Here is an 18642-nt window from a genome sequence, read left to right as displayed (position 1 = left end):
CACCGATGTCGGACGACCCGAAGGGAACCCTCATATGTCCACACCCCTGCCTCGGTCCGAGACCGCAGCCGATGCCCAGACCCTCTACAGCACGAACAGCGGAGGCCTGGACAGGAACCGGCCGGGCACCCCCGGGAGCGAGCACGGCAGCGAAGTGTCCCAGCCACGGTCGACGCACAGCGCCGGGACGAACGTCAGCGCCGGGACGAACGTCAGCACCGCGTCGAGCGTCATTCGGGTCAGCCGTGATGGCGACGACGTGAGCCTGCGCATCGACAACGATCCCGACGTCCCGCTTCCGGAGCCGCCCAATCCCAATGCGGCCCTCTTCCTCATGGACGGCCAGTTCCACGCGACGGAGCTGGACGAAAACAGCCCGGTCGCGAACTCGGACGCCCAGCCGAGCGTCATCGCCGGTCTCAACCGGGAGGGCGGCGACCTTCCCGATCTGACACCCGCCGCTACCGCCACCACCTGGACGTACAAGGCCGGGCAGTGGGTCAAGGCGCACACGGTCCAGCTCGCCATGCACGGGGCCAACGTGGCGGGCGTGATCGCCTCCGGCGTGGCGACGAAGAACCCGGGGCACGCCACAAACGTCGCCGCCGCCGCGGTACCCGCCGCCGGTGGTCTGGTCAGTGCCGTGGCGGCGGTGACTTACGGCGTGAAGCTGTTCGATGGCAGTACCGGCCCGACAGCCGAGGACAACAGGGACCGCAGGCAGCACAACAGACAAGTCATTCTCAACGCGACTGAGATGGGGTTCGGTGCCGCAGTGCAAATGGGCGCGGCCGCGATGAACTCGGCTGCCGAGCACGGGGCCGAGACGCTGCCTGCGAGCACTGTCAGCTTCCTCAAGATCGGTGCCACCGCGGCGGCGTTCATCGGGTCGGCAATGGTTGGGCATGCCGACGCCGCCAACGCGAACCTGCCCATCCGTGGGGTGCTGGAGAACTTCCAGACCGCCTCGCCGAACCGGATGGGCGGCGGCTCGCCGAACCAGACGTCGATTGCGATGAACACCTTCGACAGTGCTCGGGCGCTTGAGGCCAGCCCGCCAGGCGCCTCCACATCGGCGAGCCATCCTGGCGTGCCTCATCCACCGCACCGTGAACGGGAGGTCAACCTACGGTCCACCACTCCTCCTCCGGTGGCCTCGACCTCAGACGCAGCCACGAAGGCGGCCAGGAAACCGCCGGGCCGGTGACGTCCGGAACCCTGCGCACGGTGGCCGACGTGAGTGAGCAAGCCCCAGGCGCCGAGTCCGCCGACATCGGTGGGGAGCCGGCGCCGGCCGAGGAGGAGGGCGTCCGCTTCATCCTCTACATGGACGGCGCCGAGTACGACCAGGCCCTGCAAGGACTGGCCCTCTGGGTCGGGCATTTCTTGCTGCCGGTCTACGGAAGGGAGGTCACCTCTCAGGCCCCCTGGTGTCCCGAGTGGTGGCGGCACAAGGACGCGGTCGGGCTGCTTTACAGCCTGTGGATGGCTTGGTTCGAGCTGTCGAAGCCGGCTGCCGGGCTCACCGGCCCGGCGATCTGGCACCGGGACTACCTCGTCCATACGATGTCCCAACTCCGCGACCCCTCCGGCACGTTCGCCGGCTGCAAGCCGGGAAACCACCGGGACAAGCCCTTCCCCACCTCGGACTTCCGCTGAGACGGAGGCCGAGGGGGATCAAGAGCGGTGAGGTGCCCACCGGCGCCTCACCGCTCGCCCATCGCACCCGACCGACTTCTCCCCTTGCGGCTTCCCCGGGTAGCCCATCGCACGACGGCCTCGGCCGGCCCCCGCCCGAAACGGGCAAGGAGCGGCGCACTCACGGCCACCTGCACCCCGTACAGCACCCCACACCCCGCCACCACCCCCGCCGCCCCCACCCGGTCGTACCACCCCAGCCCGACACCGGTGAACACCGCGCCCAGCACGAGCGACTGCGTCAGATAGTGGGTCAGCGACAGCCGCCCCGTCGCGGCGAGCACACCAGCACTCCGGCCCCCACCCCCACCCGGGCGCGACAGCCACAGCAACAGCCCACAGGCGTACGCGGCCGTCAGCACCGGCCCCGTGACCACCCCCACCGCCTGACCGACGTAGAACCACCGCACGTCCAGCGGCCCGTTCGTACAGACCGCGGTCGTGATCCCGCCCGCGACACCGAGGGGCAGACAGCGCCGTACCATCGCGCGCAGGCGGCGCCGGTCGCGACCGTACCGTTCCAGCAGCCGGAGTCCGGCCGCCGCAAGCCCGGTGAGAAACGCGGCGAACACCTGCGGGGCGTACAGGAGATCCGTGCCGAGAGCCGTGGGCAGCGCATGCACATGCGCCCCGATCACCGACAGGGCGTCACCCCGGTAGGCCGCGACCGTGTCGGCCACCGCAGGCCCGTACAACGGACCGGGGGAGGGGCCGGTGGCCAGCACGGTCAGCAGGCCGTACATCAGGAGCACGAGCGACAGCACCGCGACGAGCGCCGCCGCCGCGCGCACCGCCAGCCGTGCGGAGGCCTCGCGCAGGGCGTACAACGGCAGTGCGAGTGCCGCGTACGTGGTGAGGATGTCACCGGGGTACAGCAGCACGGCGTGGAGCAGGCCCAGGGTGAACAGCGTTGCCGTACGCCGTAGATGGCGCGGTCCGAACACCACGCCCTCCGCCCGGCAGGCGCGCATCCGCTGGACGAAGGCGTAGCCGAACAGGAACGCGAACAGCGGATAGAACTTCCCCGCCACAAAGGCACTCACCAGCCAGGCCGCCATGTGGTCGGCCGTCCCCGCGGTCGGGCCGTCGCCGTACACGGTGTAAGGACCGGCCATCAGCAGCGCGTTGACGCACAGCACTCCCGACAAGGCGAACCCGCGCAGCACATCGACTTCCGCGACACGCGCCGTCGACCGCGTCTGCCGTCCGGCCACCGCTTGCCCGCCGTCCACCGACCGGCCGCCGCCCACCGTCCGCTCGCCGGTCATCGCCCGCCCCGCAGCGCAACCGTCCCGAAGGCGATCGTCGCCGCAGCGAACCAGGCCATGGCCCGGGCCGGCACCCGCCGCCCCGCCTCCCGTACCCCCAGGGCCAGGCACACGGCCCCCGCCGCCGCGCACCACACGCTCACCGTCCAGTCGTCCGGCATAAAAGACGATGCCCCTTCCGCGAGCCGGGAGCACAGGTGGGCCCCGGGTGTCCGCCATCGCGCACACAACGGGGGACAGCCCTCGGCGGTTCACGCCGAGGACCGTCCCCGGCGGATCCGTCCCCGGGTGAACCCGGCTGCCGGCCTGGCCGTTGTGTGCGGTGTTGTGCAGCCCGCGGCGCAGACCGGGCTCTCCGCACCGGCCCAGGAGCCCTTCCCCGTATGAGACGCGAACCGATGACGAGGCACAGGCCACGCACCGTGGTGCTGGCCGGTCTGCTCTGCCTTCTGGCCGGCACGACGCAGCCCTTCGCCCAGGCGGTGCCCCGCCCCGACAGGCCGCAGACCCTCGCGGAGGTCCGTGCCGAGCTGGAGTCGCTGTACCACGACGCCGAAGTCGCCACCGAGGAGTACAACGCGGCAGGTGAGGACGTCGCGGCGCAGGAGAAGAAGCTGGACGTGCTCGGCGCGCAGGTGGCACGGGCCGATGCCAGGCTCGTACGGCTGCGTGCCCTGGTCGGGGCAGCCGCACGCGCCCAGTATCGCGGCGGCGGCATGCCCGCCGAAGTGCAGTTCGCCCTCAGCCCTGATCCCGAGCACGCCCTGGACGCCGCGGGTCTGGCCCGGCAGGCCCAACTCGGCACCGACCGGCAGCTGGTGGCACTGGCCGAGACCGAGAGCCGGCTGAAGACGAGGGCCGAGAAGGCGGCCGAGGAACTCGACGGCCTCCGGGAGATCCAGCAGACCCGTGACACGGCTCGGGACAAGGTCACCCGGCAGATCGCCGCGGCCCGCAAACTCGAAGCCCGACTCGAGGCCGACGAACTGAAACACCTGGCCGCACTGGAGAAAAAGGACGCCGCCAAGGCGCAGGCCGCATGGCTGAAGACAGGTGTCCTCGACGGGGTGGGCACGAAGGCGAGCGCGGGTGGCAAGAAGGCTGTCGCCTATGCCACGGATCAGCTCGGCAAGCCGTATGTGTGGGGTGCCGAGGGCCCGGACTCCTTCGACTGCTCCGGCCTGACCTCCCAGGCCTGGCTCGCGGCCGGGGTGACCATCCCCCGCACCTCGCAGGAACAGTGGAAACAGCTCAAGCGCGTCGCCATCAAGGACATGCGGCCCGGGGACCTGATCATCTACTTCGACGACGCCAGCCATGTCGCCCTCTACGTCGGCGCGGGACGCATCATCCACGCACCACGCCCAGGACGGACGATCACCGTGGCGCCCGCCGCGTCGATGCAGATCCTTGGCGTCGTACGCCCCGATCCGCAGGCGCGGGCGGCGAAGAAATGACCCGCACGTCATGACGATCCACAGCGCCGCATCGACGGCGACGGCAGCACATCACTACCAGCGTGCCGGGCAGCGTTCCGCCCTGGCGACGGCGGGGGAGGGGAGCACACCGTGACGGCGTCAGGTGGCGGCCAGGAGGGCGAGAGCTCGAACGTCGCCGTCCAGGCAGCGGTCGCCGCCGGAGGCTGCGGCTGCCTGGCGATTCCGGTCGGAGGCGTCCTCGCCGTCACGCTGATCTTCATCGTGGGCGGCCTCGGTGTCGTCCTCATGCCGCTGGTGATTCTGATCATGTTCTTCCGAGGGCTGCTGCCCGCCGACCTCGGGGGGATCAGCGACGATCTGACCCCGGTGGAGCGCATCTGCGAGGACTTCGAAGCCGCACAGGACACCCCTTCGGACGAACTCGCCACCCGGGCACAGCAGATCGCGCTCGGCGACGGCCTCGGCACACTGGAGATCACCCCGCCCGGCTCCGACAGCCCTTCGCAGCCCTGCACCGTCCCCGCAGACCTCTACGATTCCATCGAGGACGCCGGATCGGTCTGCGATGTGATCGGTCCCGTCACCATCGCCGCGCAGATCCAGTACGAGACGGGCTTCGACGCCGACTTCGTGGGACCCAACGGTGCCAAGGGCATCTCCCAGGTACCGACCGACGTCTTCGAGCGCCTCCACAAGGACGGAGACCCCCTCGACGCCAAGCAGTCCATCGCGGCCCAGGGCGCTTACCTGTGTGAACTCGCCGAACAGGCACAGAGCCTGATCGACGCCGGCGAGGCAACCGGAAGCGTCCTCGACCTGACCCTCGCGGCCTACGACGTCGGCATGGACGTCGTACGCGAGGCACACGGCGTCCCCGCCACCGAGGAGGCGCAGAGCTATGTCGTAGGCGTACGGACCTGGTTCGCCTCCATGGAGGGAATCGGCCCACCCCCACGCACCATGCCCGACGGCCCGGGGCTCAGGGACACCTGACCTGTCGCACCCCGGGGGCGAACCGGGCGACGCCGTCTCCCCCGAGAGGCGTGCGTGCCGACCACGAGAGGATGCCGAGATGTCCACCCCACCGAACAGCGCGAGCGACTGGCTGCCAGGAGAAGCCTTGGCCGCGTCCCTGCAGATCCTGTTGATGGACGCTCCACGGCTGCCTGACGGGAGCCCTGATACCAGCAAGGTGAACATCACCGGAGAGGCTCTCCTGGCACGTGCCCAGCAGCTCGACGAGCGCAGTTCCTACGAGGGAGTCGTCGACCTCATCCAGCAGGGTGTCCTCGTGCCCAGGGGCACGGATGGGCAACAAGGCACGTTCCGCCTGAACCTGACGCTCCACGCACTCACCCCGGAGGACCGGGCCGACCTGTTGAGAGGACAGAGCTTTCGGCTCAACAGCGAGAGGCTGCGCGAGTACGCAGCCAATCTCCCTCGACGAGCGCCGGCCCAGGCTCAGCCGTCCGCAGCGCGTGCCGGGGCCTCTGCGGAAAGGCCCGACGATCAGCGGGCTCGTCCGAAGGGTCCACGGGGACCGGCAGGCGCTGACACTCCGTCATCCTCACCGCGGAACCAGGCCGGGTCAGGAGCCCTCCGGCAGCCCGCTCCGGCTCGGGCACCCGTTCACCCCACAGCGGCTCGGATCATCGACCAGGATGCCGCCGCCTACGCGAGATACCTTGCCGCTCAGCGCACTTCCTCGCCGCCGGTGCCGACACAGCCGCCGACGGCGGCTGCGGCCGCTGCCACACCCGCAGGACATGCCCCTCTCAGACAGGGGAACTTCGCGGGTCAGCCCGTGCCACAGCCGGCATCCATCGACCGAGGAGCGCCAAGTTCGGTCCACCAGGCAGCGCTTGTCGCACCTCCAGGTGCCGGCACGAGCCGCGCGCCGAGCCCTCGGAACCAGCAGTCGGCCTCCACTGCTCAGCCACTGCCAACGAGAGCGGACAGCCTTCCCGGTTCCAAGCGGTGGGCCAAGCTGTTGAAGCGCGGGTAACCGCCGATGCCGGCGGACAAGCCGGTGCGGGAGACCAACCCCATTGGTCTCCCGCACCGGGTCTACGGCGACCGATCAGGCGGAATCGCCCTTGCGAGCCGCTGCGGCAAGCGCCTTGAACTCGTGCCACCGCACGTCCGGCCGCGCCAGCCCGCGGCGTTCCAGGTACCGGTCGCTGGCGCGCCTGGTCTGCCGCAACACCCGTACGGCGTCCTTCAGGCGCCCCGAGCCCATCGGCTCCACCACCTTGGCCGGGACCAGTTCCCAGCTCTCCCCGGCCCTGCGCAGCTCCCCTCGGACCAGGGTGTTGGTCATGTTGTTCAGCAGTTCGTCGTGCCGGTGGACCAGCAGGGACGCCTGCCCGGGTGTCACCGCGCAGTCCGCGGGAACGTCGACGAGGTACCCGGCGGCCGTGGCCCTGGGGACGGTCCGTGCCAGCACCGGTGCCCCGGCGGCGTCGAGCGCGGCCAGCACGGCGGAGGGGAACTCGGCGAGGCGGGTGTGCCCCAACGGAGTGCCGGAGACGGCCGGCGGCGTGGACGCGGGCGAATCCAGCGGCGGCCGTACGATCACCTGCTCAGGTGTCACGGTGATCAGCAGCCGCAGGTAGTACCAGCTCATCAGCCGACGCATGGGAACGGAGACGTAGGCCCGGCTGTGCGGCTGCCTCTCGAAGAGCATCCGCCAGTAGTCCTCGGCGCCCTGAGTGCCCGTCATGATGTCGTCGGCGCACTCGGCGTGACCACCGACGAAGATCTGCTGGGCATGGGCGAGCCCGCTGCCGGTGGGGTCGGAGAAGAGCAGGGCGACCCGGCCGTCACGGCGCACGTTCAGCGCCTTCTGCGCGAAAGCCAGGGACGTGGTCACCAGGAGCGTGCCGTCCTTCTGCCGGAGCGTCGCGGTCGGCCAGGCGAGGGGAGCGCCGTCCCGGCCCAGGGTGACGAACTCACAGGTGCGGTAGGCGTCCAGCACATCGAGCGGGGCCGTTTCGAGGATCGTCATGTCCGTCACTCACCGCCCAGCGGGCCGCGCAGGGTGCGGCAGTGGGCCGCGTACTGGCGCCGGCCGACGGTACGCCACAGCAGACGTCCGAGAAGCGGGGCCCGGCCCAGGAAGAAGGCCCGCTCCTCGGGTGTGGCGTCCTCGAGGATGGCCCCGAGTGCGATGAGGCGTCGGTTGCTGGGGACGGTCTCGATCCCGCGGGCGCCCAGGAGGTCCCACTCGCCGGCCGTGAGGTGCTCGGCGACGAGTGGAAGCACCGACTGCTCCTCCTCGTCGAGATGTTCGACGAGCGCGATGCGGTGGGCGTCGAGGGCCAGCGCCAGTTCCTCACCGGCGATGCTGTCCGCGGTCCGCTCCCACTCGGGCAGCCACTGCGTCACGCCCGTCAGGCTTCCGTCGATGCGCAGGTGCTGGAGTTCCATCCGGGTGACGAGGGCGTCGTCCTGCACGCAGCGGGCTCGCAGCAGCGGCCAGAGGAGTTCGTCTTCGAGCTCGTGATGGTGGTGCAGTCCCGTCACGTACTCCCGGATGTGACCGGCGACGACGGGGACCCGGGCGCTGTCGCCGTCGGCCACGGCGCGCACCAGGCGGGGAAGGAGTGCCGACTCGCGGCGGAAGACCCGGTGCACCACGACCATCTCGTGGGTGTGGGGCCGGTCGTGGGGCCGGTCGGCGGTCGGGAGTTGTTCGGTCGTACGGCTGGCGAACACGCTTGCTTGCTCCAATGGTTCGGACGCGACGCAGTGGAAACGGGTCACGTCCGCCCAGCCTGTCGTCGCCCGCTTGCCATCGGCTTACCGTTCACTTGCAAGCCGCGTTGACGCGTCCATGACGTCGGTGTTTATTGCTTGTTCATAAGAGTGTTCGAACCCCTGGGTAGATTTCGCCGACGTGTTGCGACTGAGAGTTCTGGGTTCGCTGAGCGCCCAGGTCGACGGCGAGCCCGTCGACCTGGGCTCCCCACGACAGCGAGCCGTCCTGTCCCTGCTGCTCGCTGCCCGCGGCAGCGTCGTCTCGGTGGACCGCCTGATCGACGGTCTGTGGCAGGACGTGCCCCCAGCAAAGGCCATGGCGTCGCTGCACGTGTACGTGTCGAGGCTGCGCAGCTCACTGGAGCCGGGCCGCCCGCCGCGCACCCCGGCGAGCATCCTGGTCACCCTTGCTCCGGGATACGCGCTGCGGCTGCCGCCGGACGCGGTGGACGCATGGCGCTTCGAAGCCGGGGTCGCCCGTGCCCGCGATGCCGAGCCGGAGGAAGCGCGCGCCCTGCTCGCCGAAGCCCTGCGCTGCTGGCAAGGCCCCGCGTTCGCGGAACACACGGACGCGGACTGGGCCGGGCCCGAAGTGGCCCGGTTGACGGCACTGCGTGCCGAGGCCGGCGAACTGGCGGTCGCCGCCGACCTGCGCACCGGACACGTGTCCAAGGCCGCGCTGGAGGCCGAAGCCCTCGTCAGCGAGCACCCTTTGCGGGAAGAGGGGTGGCGACTGCTGGCCCTGGCCCAGTGGGCCTGCGGCCGACAGGCATACGCCCTTTCCACCCTGCGCCGCGCGGCCCGGACCCTGCGAGAGGAGCTCGGCTGCGAGCCGGGCCCGGAGCTGGTGAAGCTGGAACACGCGGTGCTGGCGCAACGCCTGGACGTGCTGAGTACGGCGGTGTCCGTCCCCGAGCAGGCGGGCCTGGGCGCAGGTCACGCGCGGAGCACCTCTTCGCCGGCCGAGGAAGCCCCGAGACCCCACCCCGACTCCGCGACTGACAGTCCCCGCTCCCGTGCCTCCGCAACTGACCGTTCCCGCTCACTCGCTGTCCCCGACAGCCCCCGTCCGCCCGCTACGACCGCTGACGGCTCCCGTCCGCCCGTGACCGCCGCTGATGGCTCCCGCCCGCCCGTGACCGCCGACACCACCCAGCCGCGGTGGCACGACCTCTTCGTCGGGAGAAGCGCCGAACTCCGCACCGCCCACAGCGCGGCGAGTACCGCCCGGCACAGTGGTGCCACGCTCCTCGTGACAGGCGAACCCGGAGCCGGCAAGTCCGCCCTCATCGGCCAACTCGCCGGCCGCCTGCGCACCGAGGGCTGGCGGGTGCTCATCGGACGCTGCCCCGAATACGAGGGTGCTCCACCGGCCTGGGCCTGGGTGGAGCTGCTCGGTGAACTCGCCCATGACATGCCCCCCGCCCGCCCCGAGGAACTGGCGGCCCTGCTGGGCGAGTCGGGCAACGAGGCGGCCCCGACGGCCGACGAGGCCGCCAGCGGACGTTTCCGTATGCACCGTGCCTTCACCGAGTGGATGCGGGCCGCGGCGAGCGCCGCCCCGCTCGCCGTCGTGGTGGAGGACCTGCACCGAGCCGACAGCGAGACCCTCGCCCTCGTCGAGGTGGCGGCCTCCGTAACCGGCGTACCGCTGCTCACCGTCGGCACCTACCGCCCCGCCGAAGTCGGGGACCACCTGGTCAAAACCCTGGCCCACCTCGCCCCCAGCGTTCCCCACCGGATCACGCTGGGCGGACTCCCGCCGCGCGACATGGCCACCGTCGTCGAGGCCGTCTGCGGCGAGGGCGTCGACCACGCCACGCTGTCGGCGCTCGCCGAACGCACCGGCGGCAACCCCTTCTACGTCCTGGAGAGCGCCCGACTGCTGGCCAGCGAGGGCGCCCTCGTCGCGGTCTCGGAGGTGCCCCAAGGCGTGCGCGACGTGCTGCGCAGGCGCCTTGCCCTGCTCCCCGACAGCGCGCGGACCGCCGTACAACTGACGGCGGTGGTGGGCATCGAGGCCGAGGTGACCATCCTCGCGGCGGTCGCCGAGGTGCCCGAGTCCGACCTGCTCGAAGGACTCGACGCGGCGCTGGTGGCGAACCTCCTGGTGGAACCCCGCCCGGGCCGGGTGCGCTTCGTGCACGCCCTGGTCCGGGACACGGTGTACACCGACCTGTCCGGTGTGCGCAGGTCGCGGCTGCACGCCCGCACCGCCGAGGTGCTGCGCCGGCACCGTCCCGACGACCTGGCCGCCCTCGCCCACCACTTCGCCCGGTCAGGTGACATCGCCGACGCACCGCTGGCCGTCGACTACGCGCTGCGCGCCGCGGAGGCGGCCGCGCGCCGCTATGCGCACGAGGTGGCCGTGGAACTGATCGAGCAGGCCATCGACACCCATGCCATGGCGGCGGCACCCGGAACCGCCGAGGAACAACCGGAACACATGGTGGGCCTGCTGGTGCGACTGCTCGGTGCCCAGGTGAGCGCCGGCTCGACCGACGCGGCACGGCATACCCGCAAACGCGCGACCGAGCTGGCCGAACACGCGGGCCGGGGCGATCTCGTGGCCGCGGTCTACGGAGCCTGGGCCGAACCCTCCTCCTGGCACAGCAGGCTGGCGGTGCCCGACGACCCGGCCGTACTGAGACGGATCGACGAACTCGCCTCCGACCAGGACCTGGACGACGGCACGCGCGCGGGCGTCCTCCACGCCCTCGTCGACGCGGTGGCGGTCAAGGACCCGCTCCGAGCGGCCGAAGCCGCCCGCACCCAGCTGCTGCTGGCCCGGGCCAGCGGTGAACCGCGCCTGCTCGCCGCCGCGTTGATGACCTCGGCGAAACTCTTCCCGCACGAACTGCACGGCGACGCGCGGACCCCCCTGGTCGCCGAACTGCGCGAACTCGCCCGCACCCACGACCTGCCCGCCTACCGCTGGATCTGCGAGCACCTCGACTCCCTCACCGCGATCGCCGGCAACGACCCGGCCGCGGTCAACCGGTACACGGCGGAGGCCCTGACCCTGGCCAAGCGCTACCGGATGGTGTGGGCCCAGGGCATCAACACCGCCACGAGGGCGATGCTCGCCGCCGTCCACGGCCGGTTCGACGAGGCGGAGGCCCAGTACGCCGAGGCCGACGTCCTGCTGCAACGCGTCGGCACCCACCAGGCGCAGGGCATGCGCACGCTCGGCGTGTCCACCATCCGGCTCGCCCAGGGACGCCCGGCCGACATCGAGCCGATGATGCGCTCCGTCTACGACGCGGTGGGCGCTCCGGTAGGGGTCCTCTACGCCCTCGTCCTCGCCCTCCTCGGCCGCCACGACGACGCGCGGGCCGTACGCCTGCCCGAAAAGCCGGTCACCGACCACCTCTACGGCATCGAACTGGACTTCCGCTCCCAACTGGCCGTCCTCCAAGGCGACCTGGACAGCGCCCCCGGGCTCATCGAGCACCTGCGGCCGCTGCGAGGCCAGTTCGCCGCCGCGGCCGCCGTCTACGCCACCCGCCCTCTGGACCACGCCCTGGCCGACCTGTACCTGCTCCTGGGCGAGGAGCAGAAAGCCGCCCAGCACTACGCCGCAGCCGAACGCACCGCCCGTACCTGGAACTCACCCCACTGCGCCGAAGCCGCCCGCCGAGCCCTTGAGGAACTCGCCGGCAAGCGCGCTCAACGCCGGGCCTTCCGCCTCTGAGCCCCCCGGCGGACCGCTCGGGCGACGACCTGTGCCGCGAACCGATCAGGTGCGCCCACTAGGCTGGGCTTGTCATGGTCAAAGTAAAAGTGCTCGGATCCTTCCGGATTGAGGTCGACGGCCGCGCGATTGACGTGAGCGGGCGCCTTCCCCGGATGCTCCTGGCACAACTGCTGATCGCCCGGGGAACCGTGGTGCCCACGGACCAGATCACCGAGCGGCTGTGGCCGGCAAAGACCCCGCCCAGCGCCCAGGCGACCCTGCATGCGTACGTCGCGCGTCTGCGGCGTGCCCTGGAACCGGAACGGCCCCCGCGAGCCCCCGCACGAGTGCTGATCAGTGCGCCGTACGGCTACGCCTTGGTCCTGGAACAGGACGCGGTGGACGCCTGGGTGTTCGAGCGGCGGGTGATGGACCGCACGGCGGGGGAGCAGACGCCCCAGGCCGTCGCGGAGCTGGCCGACACGCTCGCCCTGTGGGGCGGGCAGCCGTACGCGGAGTTCTCGGACGAGCCGTGGACCATGGGCGAGCGCACCCGCCTGGAGGAGATGCGCCGAACCGCCCGCGAACGGCTCGCGGCGGCGCGCCTTGGCTCCGGACTCGTGGACCAGGCGCTGGCCGACGCGGACGCCCTGACGCAGGAACAACCTCTGCACGAGGAAGCCTGGCGGCTGCTGGCGCTGGCGCTATGGGCCAAAGAACGCCAAGGCGACGCCCTGGGCGCGCTGCGACGGGCCCGGCGCGCGCTCGACGAGGAACTGGGAGTCGAACCCGGCGCCTCTTTGGTGGAGTTGGAGCAGGCTCTGCTGCACCAGCGCCTGGACGTGCTGCACCGCGCGACGCGAACGGGTGCCGCGCCCGAAGCGCCGACCACGCTCGCGGCCGACCGGCTCCTGGGCCGCGAGGCTGAGCTGGCAGCCCTGGCGGCCGCGGCGGATCGGGCCCGGCAAGGCCACGCCCAGGTGGTCCTGGTCTCCGGTGAGGCCGGCATCGGCAAGTCAAGCCTGCTGGAGACGGGCATCAGCCAACTGCCCCAGCAGGGCTGGCTGGTGGGGTTCGGCCAATGCCCCGAGACAGACGGCGCCCCGCCCGGCTGGGCCTGGCTCGACATGCTGCCCGGTCTTGCGCGGGCCGCCCCGCCCGGCCCGTACACGCCAGCGCTGGCACCGCTGCTCACTCCCGACGCCGCAGCCGGTTTCGGCGAGTCCGACGGCAGCCCCGCACAGCGTTTCCGCCTGCACAGAGCGCTCGTCGGCTGGCTCCGGGAGACGGCCCTGCGCCGCCCCCTGGCGATCGTCCTGGACGACCTGCACCGAGGTGACCAGGAGAGCGTCGAGCTGTTCCTGCTCTGCGCCGAGCAACTGCGCGACGCCCCCGTACTGCTGGTGGGTTCCTACCGCGCCGGAGAAGGCGACCTGACCGGTGCGCTGGCCCGCCTGGCCGTCCTCGCGCCCGCACGGGTGGCCCTCGGTGGACTGTCACAGGCCCACGCGAAGGAACTGCTGCGGCGCGGCGCATCCGACATGAGCGATCACGTCGCGGCGGCCTTGGCCGAACGCACCGGAGGCAACCCCTTCTACCTCCGGGAGAGTTCACTCATGCTGGCCGGCGAGGGCGAGCAGCAGGCGCTGGCAGCCGTCCCCCAAGGGGTCCAGGACGTACTCAAGCGCCGACTGGCCCTCCTGCCGTCCGCCGTCACGGCCGGCCTGCGGCTCGCGGCCGTCGCCGGGCGCGAGAGCTCGCTCACCCTCCTTCTCCGCGCCACGGACCACGACCCCGACCAGCTGCTCGACGCCCTGGAAGCGGGCGTCACCGCAGGCCTGCTCACCGAACCCCGCCCCGGCACGGTCCGCTTCACCCATGCCCTGGTACGCGACGCCCTCGCCGCCGACCTCACCCATCTGGGGCTGGCCCGGCTGCACTCCCGCCTGGGCAGGGCACTGATGTCCCTCGGCTCCGACGACGTCGCCGCCACAGCCCACCACCTCCTCCAGGCGGCTCCGGTGCTGACCGCCGACGCCGGACCAGCGGTCCGCCACGCCCTGCTCGCGGGAGAGCAGGCAGTGCGCCGCTACGCCCCGCAGAACGCCGAGGCCATGCTGAGCGCCGCGCTCGGCCTTCTCACCGGCCACCCCGAGGCCTTCGCCGATCAGGACGCCGCCCGGCTGCGCGTGACGGCTCTGGGCCAACTGGTGGACTCCCGCATCCGCATGGGAGCCATCGTCCCGGCACGGGAGGCCCAACAGGAGGCGGTACGCGTGGCCCGCGCGGAAAGGAAGGCCGACGGCCCCTGCGAACCCTCCGAGGTCGAACCCGCCGCCGCCTCGCGTACCGACCTGCTGATCGCCGCCTACACGACCTGGACCGAGCCGACCCCCTGGCGGGTGCGCGCCTACGCGGTGTCCGACCCCGAGGCCGTCGAGGAACTGGACATGCTGCTGGCCAGCGGGGACCTCACCGACCGGCAACGATGCCTGCTGCTCGACCAGCTGGCCGACGCCCTCGACGACTCCGACCCGCGCGCCGTGGAAGTGGCACGCGAGGCGGTGCGCTTGGCCCGCGCCGCGGGCGAGCTCCGGCTGCGAGGGCTGACCCTCACCTCACTGCTGCGCCGGATCGACTGCGACCTCGACCCCGAGACCTACGAGCGGCTCCACCACGAACTCGCCGAGGTGGCCGCTGCCGAGGACAGCCCCGAGTACTCCTGGATGAGTCACTACACCGCCGCCCGGATCGCCGCCGGCCACAACGACCCAGAGGCGATGGAGCGTTGCCTCGCCCGCGCCGACGACATCGCCCGCACCTACGAACTCCAGGGCCTGTTCGCGGTGGCCCGGCTACGGCACTGCATGCTCGCCATGGCCCAGGGCCGGTTCGACGAAGCGGAGCGGACTCTGGCGGAGGCGGTGGACGAACTCCGGGCACGAGGAGCCGTCGATCTCAGCGGCCTGGCCGCCCTGAGCATGGGCTGTATCCGGATCCAGCAAGGACGCCTCGCCGAGATGCTGCCCATGCTGCTCGCGGTGTGGGAGCAGTACCGGCCGGTCAACGAAGCGCTCACCGCGCTCTCCCTGTCCGCCGCCGGACGCCTCGAAGAGGCCCGCGCCGTCCTGGCCCGACGTGTCCCCATCCAGCGCGACTTCGCCTACGTGGTCCTCACCCAGCTGCGCGGTATGGCCGCGGTCGCCTTCGACGACCGCACACTTGCCGCGGAGGTCTACCAGGACCTGCTCCCCCTGCACACGCTGGCGGGGGGCTTGAGCAACCTCTCCATGGCCTTCCGGCCCGTCGCACAGACCCTCGGAGAACTCGCCCAGTACCTGGACCGCCCCGAACAGGCGCGCCACCACTACCTCCAGGCGCAGCGGGTGGCCACCGCATGGAACTCCCCACACTGGACGGACGCCGCTCGAACCGCCCTGTCAGGACTGCCGCAGGTATCCGCCTAGGAACCCTCACAGACCCTCTCCGCCCCTCACCTCATACCGCGGGCACCGGTTCGACGAGCTCGGCCAGGAACGCCGCCGCGAGTTCGAGGAAACGCTGAGGCGAATCGGCCGTCAGCTGGAGATCCACGAGCACCTCGTCATTGTCCGCCGTGCACATCAGCCTGAGATGGTCACAGATCTGGCGCACGGTCCCCCGCTGGAACGCCTCCGCGGCATCCGCCCCGGACGCAGTGACCTCCGCGTTGACCCGCAACACCCGGCGCAGGCCCGCCGGATCACGCCCCGCCCGCTCGGCCGCCTCGGCCGCGACGGCCCAAAGACCCTGAAAGTACGGCAGCGGCATCGAGGCCCCCAACCAGCCCTCCGCGCGCCTGCCGACACGCTCCAGCGCGGGCGGGGTGAAGCCACCCAGCAGCACCGGCGGCCTCGGACGCTGCCGCGGCTTGGGCAGGATCGTCGACTCGGGAATCCTCCACAACGAGCCCGCGTGAACGACCGGATCGGACTGCCATACGGCGTCGAGAACGTCGAGAGTCTCCTCCAGCCGTGCGCCACGGCCCCGCCAGGGCACCCCGGCGGCCGTGTACTCCTCACGCATCCAGCCCAGCCCGAGCCCCACGTCCAAGCGCCCGTGACTGATCAGATCGAGCGTCGTCAACGAGCGGGCGAGCAGCAGGGGAGGCTGCCACAGGGCGTTGAGCGTGCTGCTCCCGAGCCGGACCCGTTCGGTGACCGTCGCCGCCACCGTCAGAGCGAGCAGCGGATCGAGGTGGGTGCCGTACCGCAGCGGCATCGGCTTGCCACTGACGTACCCGTCGGGAGGGATGATCGGGGCCAGCAGCCGATCGGCCGCCCAGAGACTGTGGCAGCCCAGCTTCTCCAGGGCCGCGCACATCGTGGCGGTGTGGTCGGGGTCGGCGAACGGGCCGAACTGCGGGACGGCGAATCCGATGCGCATCGGTGAGAGTTCCTCGGTGGGTACGGGACGGGGCGGGCCTCGGGACCGTCAGGCCACAGACCGCCGAAGCGGCCGCACGGGCAAAGACGCCCGGAAGGGCCTTCGGATCAGGACGACGCTCAACCAGCCGCGTACCCTCCGCGGACTCGCCGGATCTCGCGGCGATACTGCCGCTGCCCCACAACCCTCCACAGCAGCCGGGCAGGAAGGGGCAACCGGGCAAGGAACTCCCGACGCTCGTCAGCCGGGCTGTCCTCCAGAATGGCGCCCAGCGCGATCATCAGCCGGTTCCGCGGAGTCTCGGCAAGGCCCCGCTCTCCCACCGCATGCCACTGCTGCTCAGTCACATGAAGGGCGACCAACGGCATGACCTCCCGCTCCTCCTCATCCAGATGGGAGCACAACTGCTGGTGATGCTTACGCAGCGCCTCCACCAGCTCGTCACGCACCTCGGGCCGGACCTCCGGCTGCCACCGGTCCATGAGCCCCTGGACCACCGCGATCCCCTCGTCGAGCTCGCGATGCTGCGCCTCCATCGCCAGCACCTGCTCGGCAGCCAGATGCAGCTGAGGCAGCAGCACCGGCCACAACAGCTCGTCCTCACCGGTGTGGTGCGTGTGCAGCCCCTCGGCATAAAGCCGCCAATGCTCCGAAAGAACCAGGGCACGAGCACGGTCGCCCCGGCGCACGCCTTGAACGAGCTCGGCCAGCAGACGCGACTCACGGCGAAACACCCGATGGACCATGGCCATCTCGCGGGTGTAGGGGTGCACGGCGGATCCGTATGTATTGCTGGAGGTCATGCCCCCCAGTGTCCTGAGCCCCATTGCAGAACCCTTGTAAAGGACTTGCCGGACAGGACGACGAACCTCCGCAGGAGCAGCCCGCTATTAGGCTCGTTGGCAGTGGTTTTGGACGCTGTGGAGATGCCGGACTGTTGCCACGGGTGTGTCTGGCTCGTCTGTGGGCTCGGGGGCTGATGGCTGACTAATGGCTTTGTGACCGAGGCGGTAGAACTTCACTCCGACTGCTGTATAGGCGAGTTGGAGCCAGCCGTTGGTGGCGAGGCGGCCGATGCTGCGTGAAGCGCTGGTGGTGCTAAGGCCGATGAGTTTGCCGATGTCGGTGGCGGTAGTGCGTACCGGTTCTCCGACAGGGACTGCCGTGGCGTAGTACATGAGGATCTTCAGGTCTGCGCCTTGCTTCAGCTGGGATCGCAGCAGGAGGTTGTTCAGTTCGCGGGCTTCCATGAAGCGAGGCTGGGATGGCTCGGCGGTAGGAGACATCACATTGCTTCCTTCTTCGTCTCCGATGGGACGGGGACGACGGGGTGGCGGGCGTGCTCGATGGCCCTGTGTTGCTGCTTTGCGGAGCCGTCATATGCGGCCCGACCGTTCAGCTTGTAGAACGTCACCTTGCCTACTCTCTCCGCCTCCAAGAGGAATCCTCCCTTGTGGAGGTTACCCACGGAGCTACTTACGGCGTTCGGACGCAGCTCCAAAGCAATGCCGATCTGCCGGAAGCTCTCTCGCAATGGCTCATCGCCAGGCGGTGAGTTGAACAGGGAGTGACCGTAGACGAGCTTGTCGTTCTTCGTATAGCCCCTGTCCTTCGCCCACACGGCCGCGGCCAGCCTCTTACTCACGTTCACGTGGCGGCCGCCCCCGCTCCAGGCATACGGCTTCTCGTCTTTGTCGAGCAGTTCCAGTTGGAGGTGCTCGCCAGTACCCGTGTTCACTGCCGGCCTTGCCCGCCCCATACGGCTCCTCACCTTGACCTTTCCCCTGGAGGGGAACGATGTGCGGCCGACCGTAGTGGCGGAGCTTTCCGGGGCAGGGGCATGATCATTTCCCATGGAGGGGAAAGGTGCGTCCCGATGTGACATTCAAATAGCCCTCAGCGTTACACGGCACATGCTCTGACCTGCGAAGATCCGTGCGCCCTCTATATGCATTTATTTGTAGGCGTAGCGGGAACGGCCTCGGCTTTTGTTGTTGGCGGTGTTACTCCATATGGGGTGTCGTACATCTGTGTGGGTTTAGGGGCGTGCTGGTCGGCGTTCGGTCGATCTGGCTCTAGCGAAGGTGGGAAATTGTCGTGTGATGGTTGTGCAGGTGTGGGTGCAGGTGTGCCTAGGTGTGTTCGCTTGGTTTTCAGGTCGTTAGGCCTGATGCTGTATCAGTTTATGACGCTTCGTCAACTAACCCTACCTTCTTGCTAGTTGGTGCGGTTTTGAGGAGCTCGTGGAGCGGACTCCGGCGCCGGATCGCGGAGCGATCCGGCTGGTGTTGTGTGGTGTTTTGTCGGTGGGGTTTTTGTTGTTGGGGTGTCAGTGGCAGACCGGGTTGTTTGGGCTGGTCAGTGCCTGATGGGGGCT

At 70.3% G+C, this 18642-nt stretch carries 14 protein-coding genes; 6 read left to right on the top strand and 8 right to left on the bottom strand.

Annotated features, from left to right (window positions below):
* Positions 1 to 34: 34 nt before the first annotated feature.
* Complete coding sequence (locus ACIHIX_RS45840; protein ID WP_399966612.1) at positions 35 to 1207, top strand: hypothetical protein; 1173 nt, start codon at positions 35 to 37, stop codon at positions 1205 to 1207.
* 29 nt (positions 1208 to 1236) lie between these two features.
* On the top strand, positions 1237 to 1659 hold the full coding sequence (locus ACIHIX_RS45835; protein WP_399966611.1) for a DUF4913 domain-containing protein: 423 nt from the start codon (positions 1237 to 1239) through the stop codon (positions 1657 to 1659).
* Positions 1660 to 1706: 47 nt separating this feature from the next.
* On the opposite strand, the gene ACIHIX_RS45830 is transcribed toward ACIHIX_RS45835, so the two are convergent.
* Both ACIHIX_RS45830 and ACIHIX_RS45825 read right to left on the bottom strand, forming a co-directional pair.
* A complete protein-coding gene (locus ACIHIX_RS45830) occupies positions 1707 to 2966 on the bottom strand; it encodes a DUF418 domain-containing protein (protein WP_399966610.1) in 1260 nt (419 codons plus the stop codon).
* Complete coding sequence (locus tag ACIHIX_RS45825; protein ID WP_399966609.1) at positions 2963 to 3127, bottom strand: hypothetical protein; 165 nt, start codon at positions 3125 to 3127, stop codon at positions 2963 to 2965. Before ACIHIX_RS45825 ends, ACIHIX_RS45830 begins: the two co-directional genes overlap by 4 nt.
* Before the next feature lie 222 nt (positions 3128 to 3349).
* Between ACIHIX_RS45825 and ACIHIX_RS45820 the strand changes: the two genes are divergently transcribed.
* A complete protein-coding gene (locus ACIHIX_RS45820) occupies positions 3350 to 4423 on the top strand; it encodes an NlpC/P60 family protein (RefSeq protein ID WP_399966608.1) in 1074 nt (357 codons plus the stop codon).
* Positions 4424 to 4534: 111 nt separating this feature from the next.
* Positions 4535 to 5398, top strand: coding sequence for a lytic transglycosylase domain-containing protein (locus ACIHIX_RS45815; protein WP_399966607.1), 864 nt, complete (start codon positions 4535 to 4537; stop codon positions 5396 to 5398).
* Between the two features lie 1087 nt (positions 5399 to 6485).
* On the opposite strand, the gene ACIHIX_RS45810 is transcribed toward ACIHIX_RS45815, so the two are convergent.
* Positions 6486 to 7412, bottom strand: a complete 927-nt coding sequence (locus ACIHIX_RS45810; protein WP_399966606.1) for a pyridoxamine 5'-phosphate oxidase family protein — start codon at positions 7410 to 7412, stop codon at positions 6486 to 6488.
* Positions 7413 to 7417: 5 nt separating this feature from the next.
* Positions 7418 to 8122 carry a hemerythrin domain-containing protein gene (locus tag ACIHIX_RS45805; protein ID WP_399966605.1) on the bottom strand — a complete coding sequence of 235 codons (705 nt, stop codon included), beginning with the start codon at positions 8120 to 8122 and terminating at the stop codon, positions 7418 to 7420.
* A 181-nt stretch (positions 8123 to 8303) separates the two neighbouring features.
* Between ACIHIX_RS45805 and ACIHIX_RS45800 the strand changes: the two genes are divergently transcribed.
* Together ACIHIX_RS45800 and ACIHIX_RS45795 are read left to right on the top strand one after the other, a co-directional pair.
* Positions 8304 to 11858 carry a BTAD domain-containing putative transcriptional regulator gene (locus tag ACIHIX_RS45800; protein ID WP_399966604.1) on the top strand — a complete coding sequence of 1185 codons (3555 nt, stop codon included), beginning with the start codon at positions 8304 to 8306 and terminating at the stop codon, positions 11856 to 11858.
* Between the two features lie 155 nt (positions 11859 to 12013).
* Positions 12014 to 15307: a BTAD domain-containing putative transcriptional regulator gene (locus tag ACIHIX_RS45795; RefSeq protein ID WP_399966603.1), complete on the top strand. Its 3294-nt coding sequence runs from the start codon at positions 12014 to 12016 to the stop codon at positions 15305 to 15307.
* Between the two features lie 31 nt (positions 15308 to 15338).
* Here ACIHIX_RS45795 and ACIHIX_RS45790 read toward each other — a convergent pair whose 3' ends face one another.
* The 4 genes from ACIHIX_RS45790 to ACIHIX_RS45775 all read right to left on the bottom strand — a co-directional run bounded on the left by ACIHIX_RS45790 (position 15339) and on the right by ACIHIX_RS45775 (position 18120).
* On the bottom strand, positions 15339 to 16265 hold the full coding sequence (locus tag ACIHIX_RS45790) for a TIGR03619 family F420-dependent LLM class oxidoreductase (RefSeq protein WP_399966602.1): 927 nt from the start codon (positions 16263 to 16265) through the stop codon (positions 15339 to 15341).
* Positions 16266 to 16384: 119 nt separating this feature from the next.
* The gene (locus ACIHIX_RS45785; RefSeq protein WP_399966601.1) at positions 16385 to 17068 is read right to left on the bottom strand and encodes a hemerythrin domain-containing protein; all 684 of its coding nucleotides are present in this window, start codon (positions 17066 to 17068) and stop codon (positions 16385 to 16387) included.
* 87 nt (positions 17069 to 17155) lie between these two features.
* A complete protein-coding gene (locus ACIHIX_RS45780; RefSeq protein ID WP_399966600.1) occupies positions 17156 to 17515 on the bottom strand; it encodes a hypothetical protein in 360 nt (119 codons plus the stop codon).
* Positions 17516 to 17550: 35 nt separating this feature from the next.
* Entirely contained in the window at positions 17551 to 18120 is a 570-nt protein-coding gene (locus ACIHIX_RS45775) for a transcriptional regulator (protein WP_399966599.1), read from the bottom strand.
* Between the last annotated feature and the right edge of the window lie 522 nt (positions 18121 to 18642).

Origin of the sequence: Streptomyces sp. NPDC051913, assembly GCF_044593635.1 — a bacterium.
In the GTDB taxonomy this organism is placed as follows: domain Bacteria; phylum Actinomycetota; class Actinomycetes; order Streptomycetales; family Streptomycetaceae; genus Streptomyces.
This window is presented reverse-complemented; position numbering and strand designations above follow the sequence as displayed.

Coding starts and splice junctions, on each gene's coding strand:
- ACIHIX_RS45785 (WP_399966601.1), bottom strand. CDS start 17,068: ATGACCTCCAGCAATACATACGGATCCGCCGTGCACCCCTACACCCGC.
- ACIHIX_RS45795 (WP_399966603.1), top strand. CDS start 12,014: ATGCTCCTGGCACAACTGCTGATCGCCCGGGGAACCGTGGTGCCCACG.
- ACIHIX_RS45830 (WP_399966610.1), bottom strand. CDS start 2,966: ATGACCGGCGAGCGGACGGTGGGCGGCGGCCGGTCGGTGGACGGCGGG.
- ACIHIX_RS45840 (WP_399966612.1), top strand. CDS start 35: ATGTCCACACCCCTGCCTCGGTCCGAGACCGCAGCCGATGCCCAGACC.
- ACIHIX_RS45810 (WP_399966606.1), bottom strand. CDS start 7,412: ATGACGATCCTCGAAACGGCCCCGCTCGATGTGCTGGACGCCTACCGC.
- ACIHIX_RS45790 (WP_399966602.1), bottom strand. CDS start 16,265: ATGCGCATCGGATTCGCCGTCCCGCAGTTCGGCCCGTTCGCCGACCCC.
- ACIHIX_RS45825 (WP_399966609.1), bottom strand. CDS start 3,127: ATGCCGGACGACTGGACGGTGAGCGTGTGGTGCGCGGCGGCGGGGGCC.
- ACIHIX_RS45780 (WP_399966600.1), bottom strand. CDS start 17,515: ATGGAAGCCCGCGAACTGAACAACCTCCTGCTGCGATCCCAGCTGAAG.
- ACIHIX_RS45820 (WP_399966608.1), top strand. CDS start 3,350: ATGAGACGCGAACCGATGACGAGGCACAGGCCACGCACCGTGGTGCTG.
- ACIHIX_RS45775 (WP_399966599.1), bottom strand. CDS start 18,120: ATGGGAAATGATCATGCCCCTGCCCCGGAAAGCTCCGCCACTACGGTC.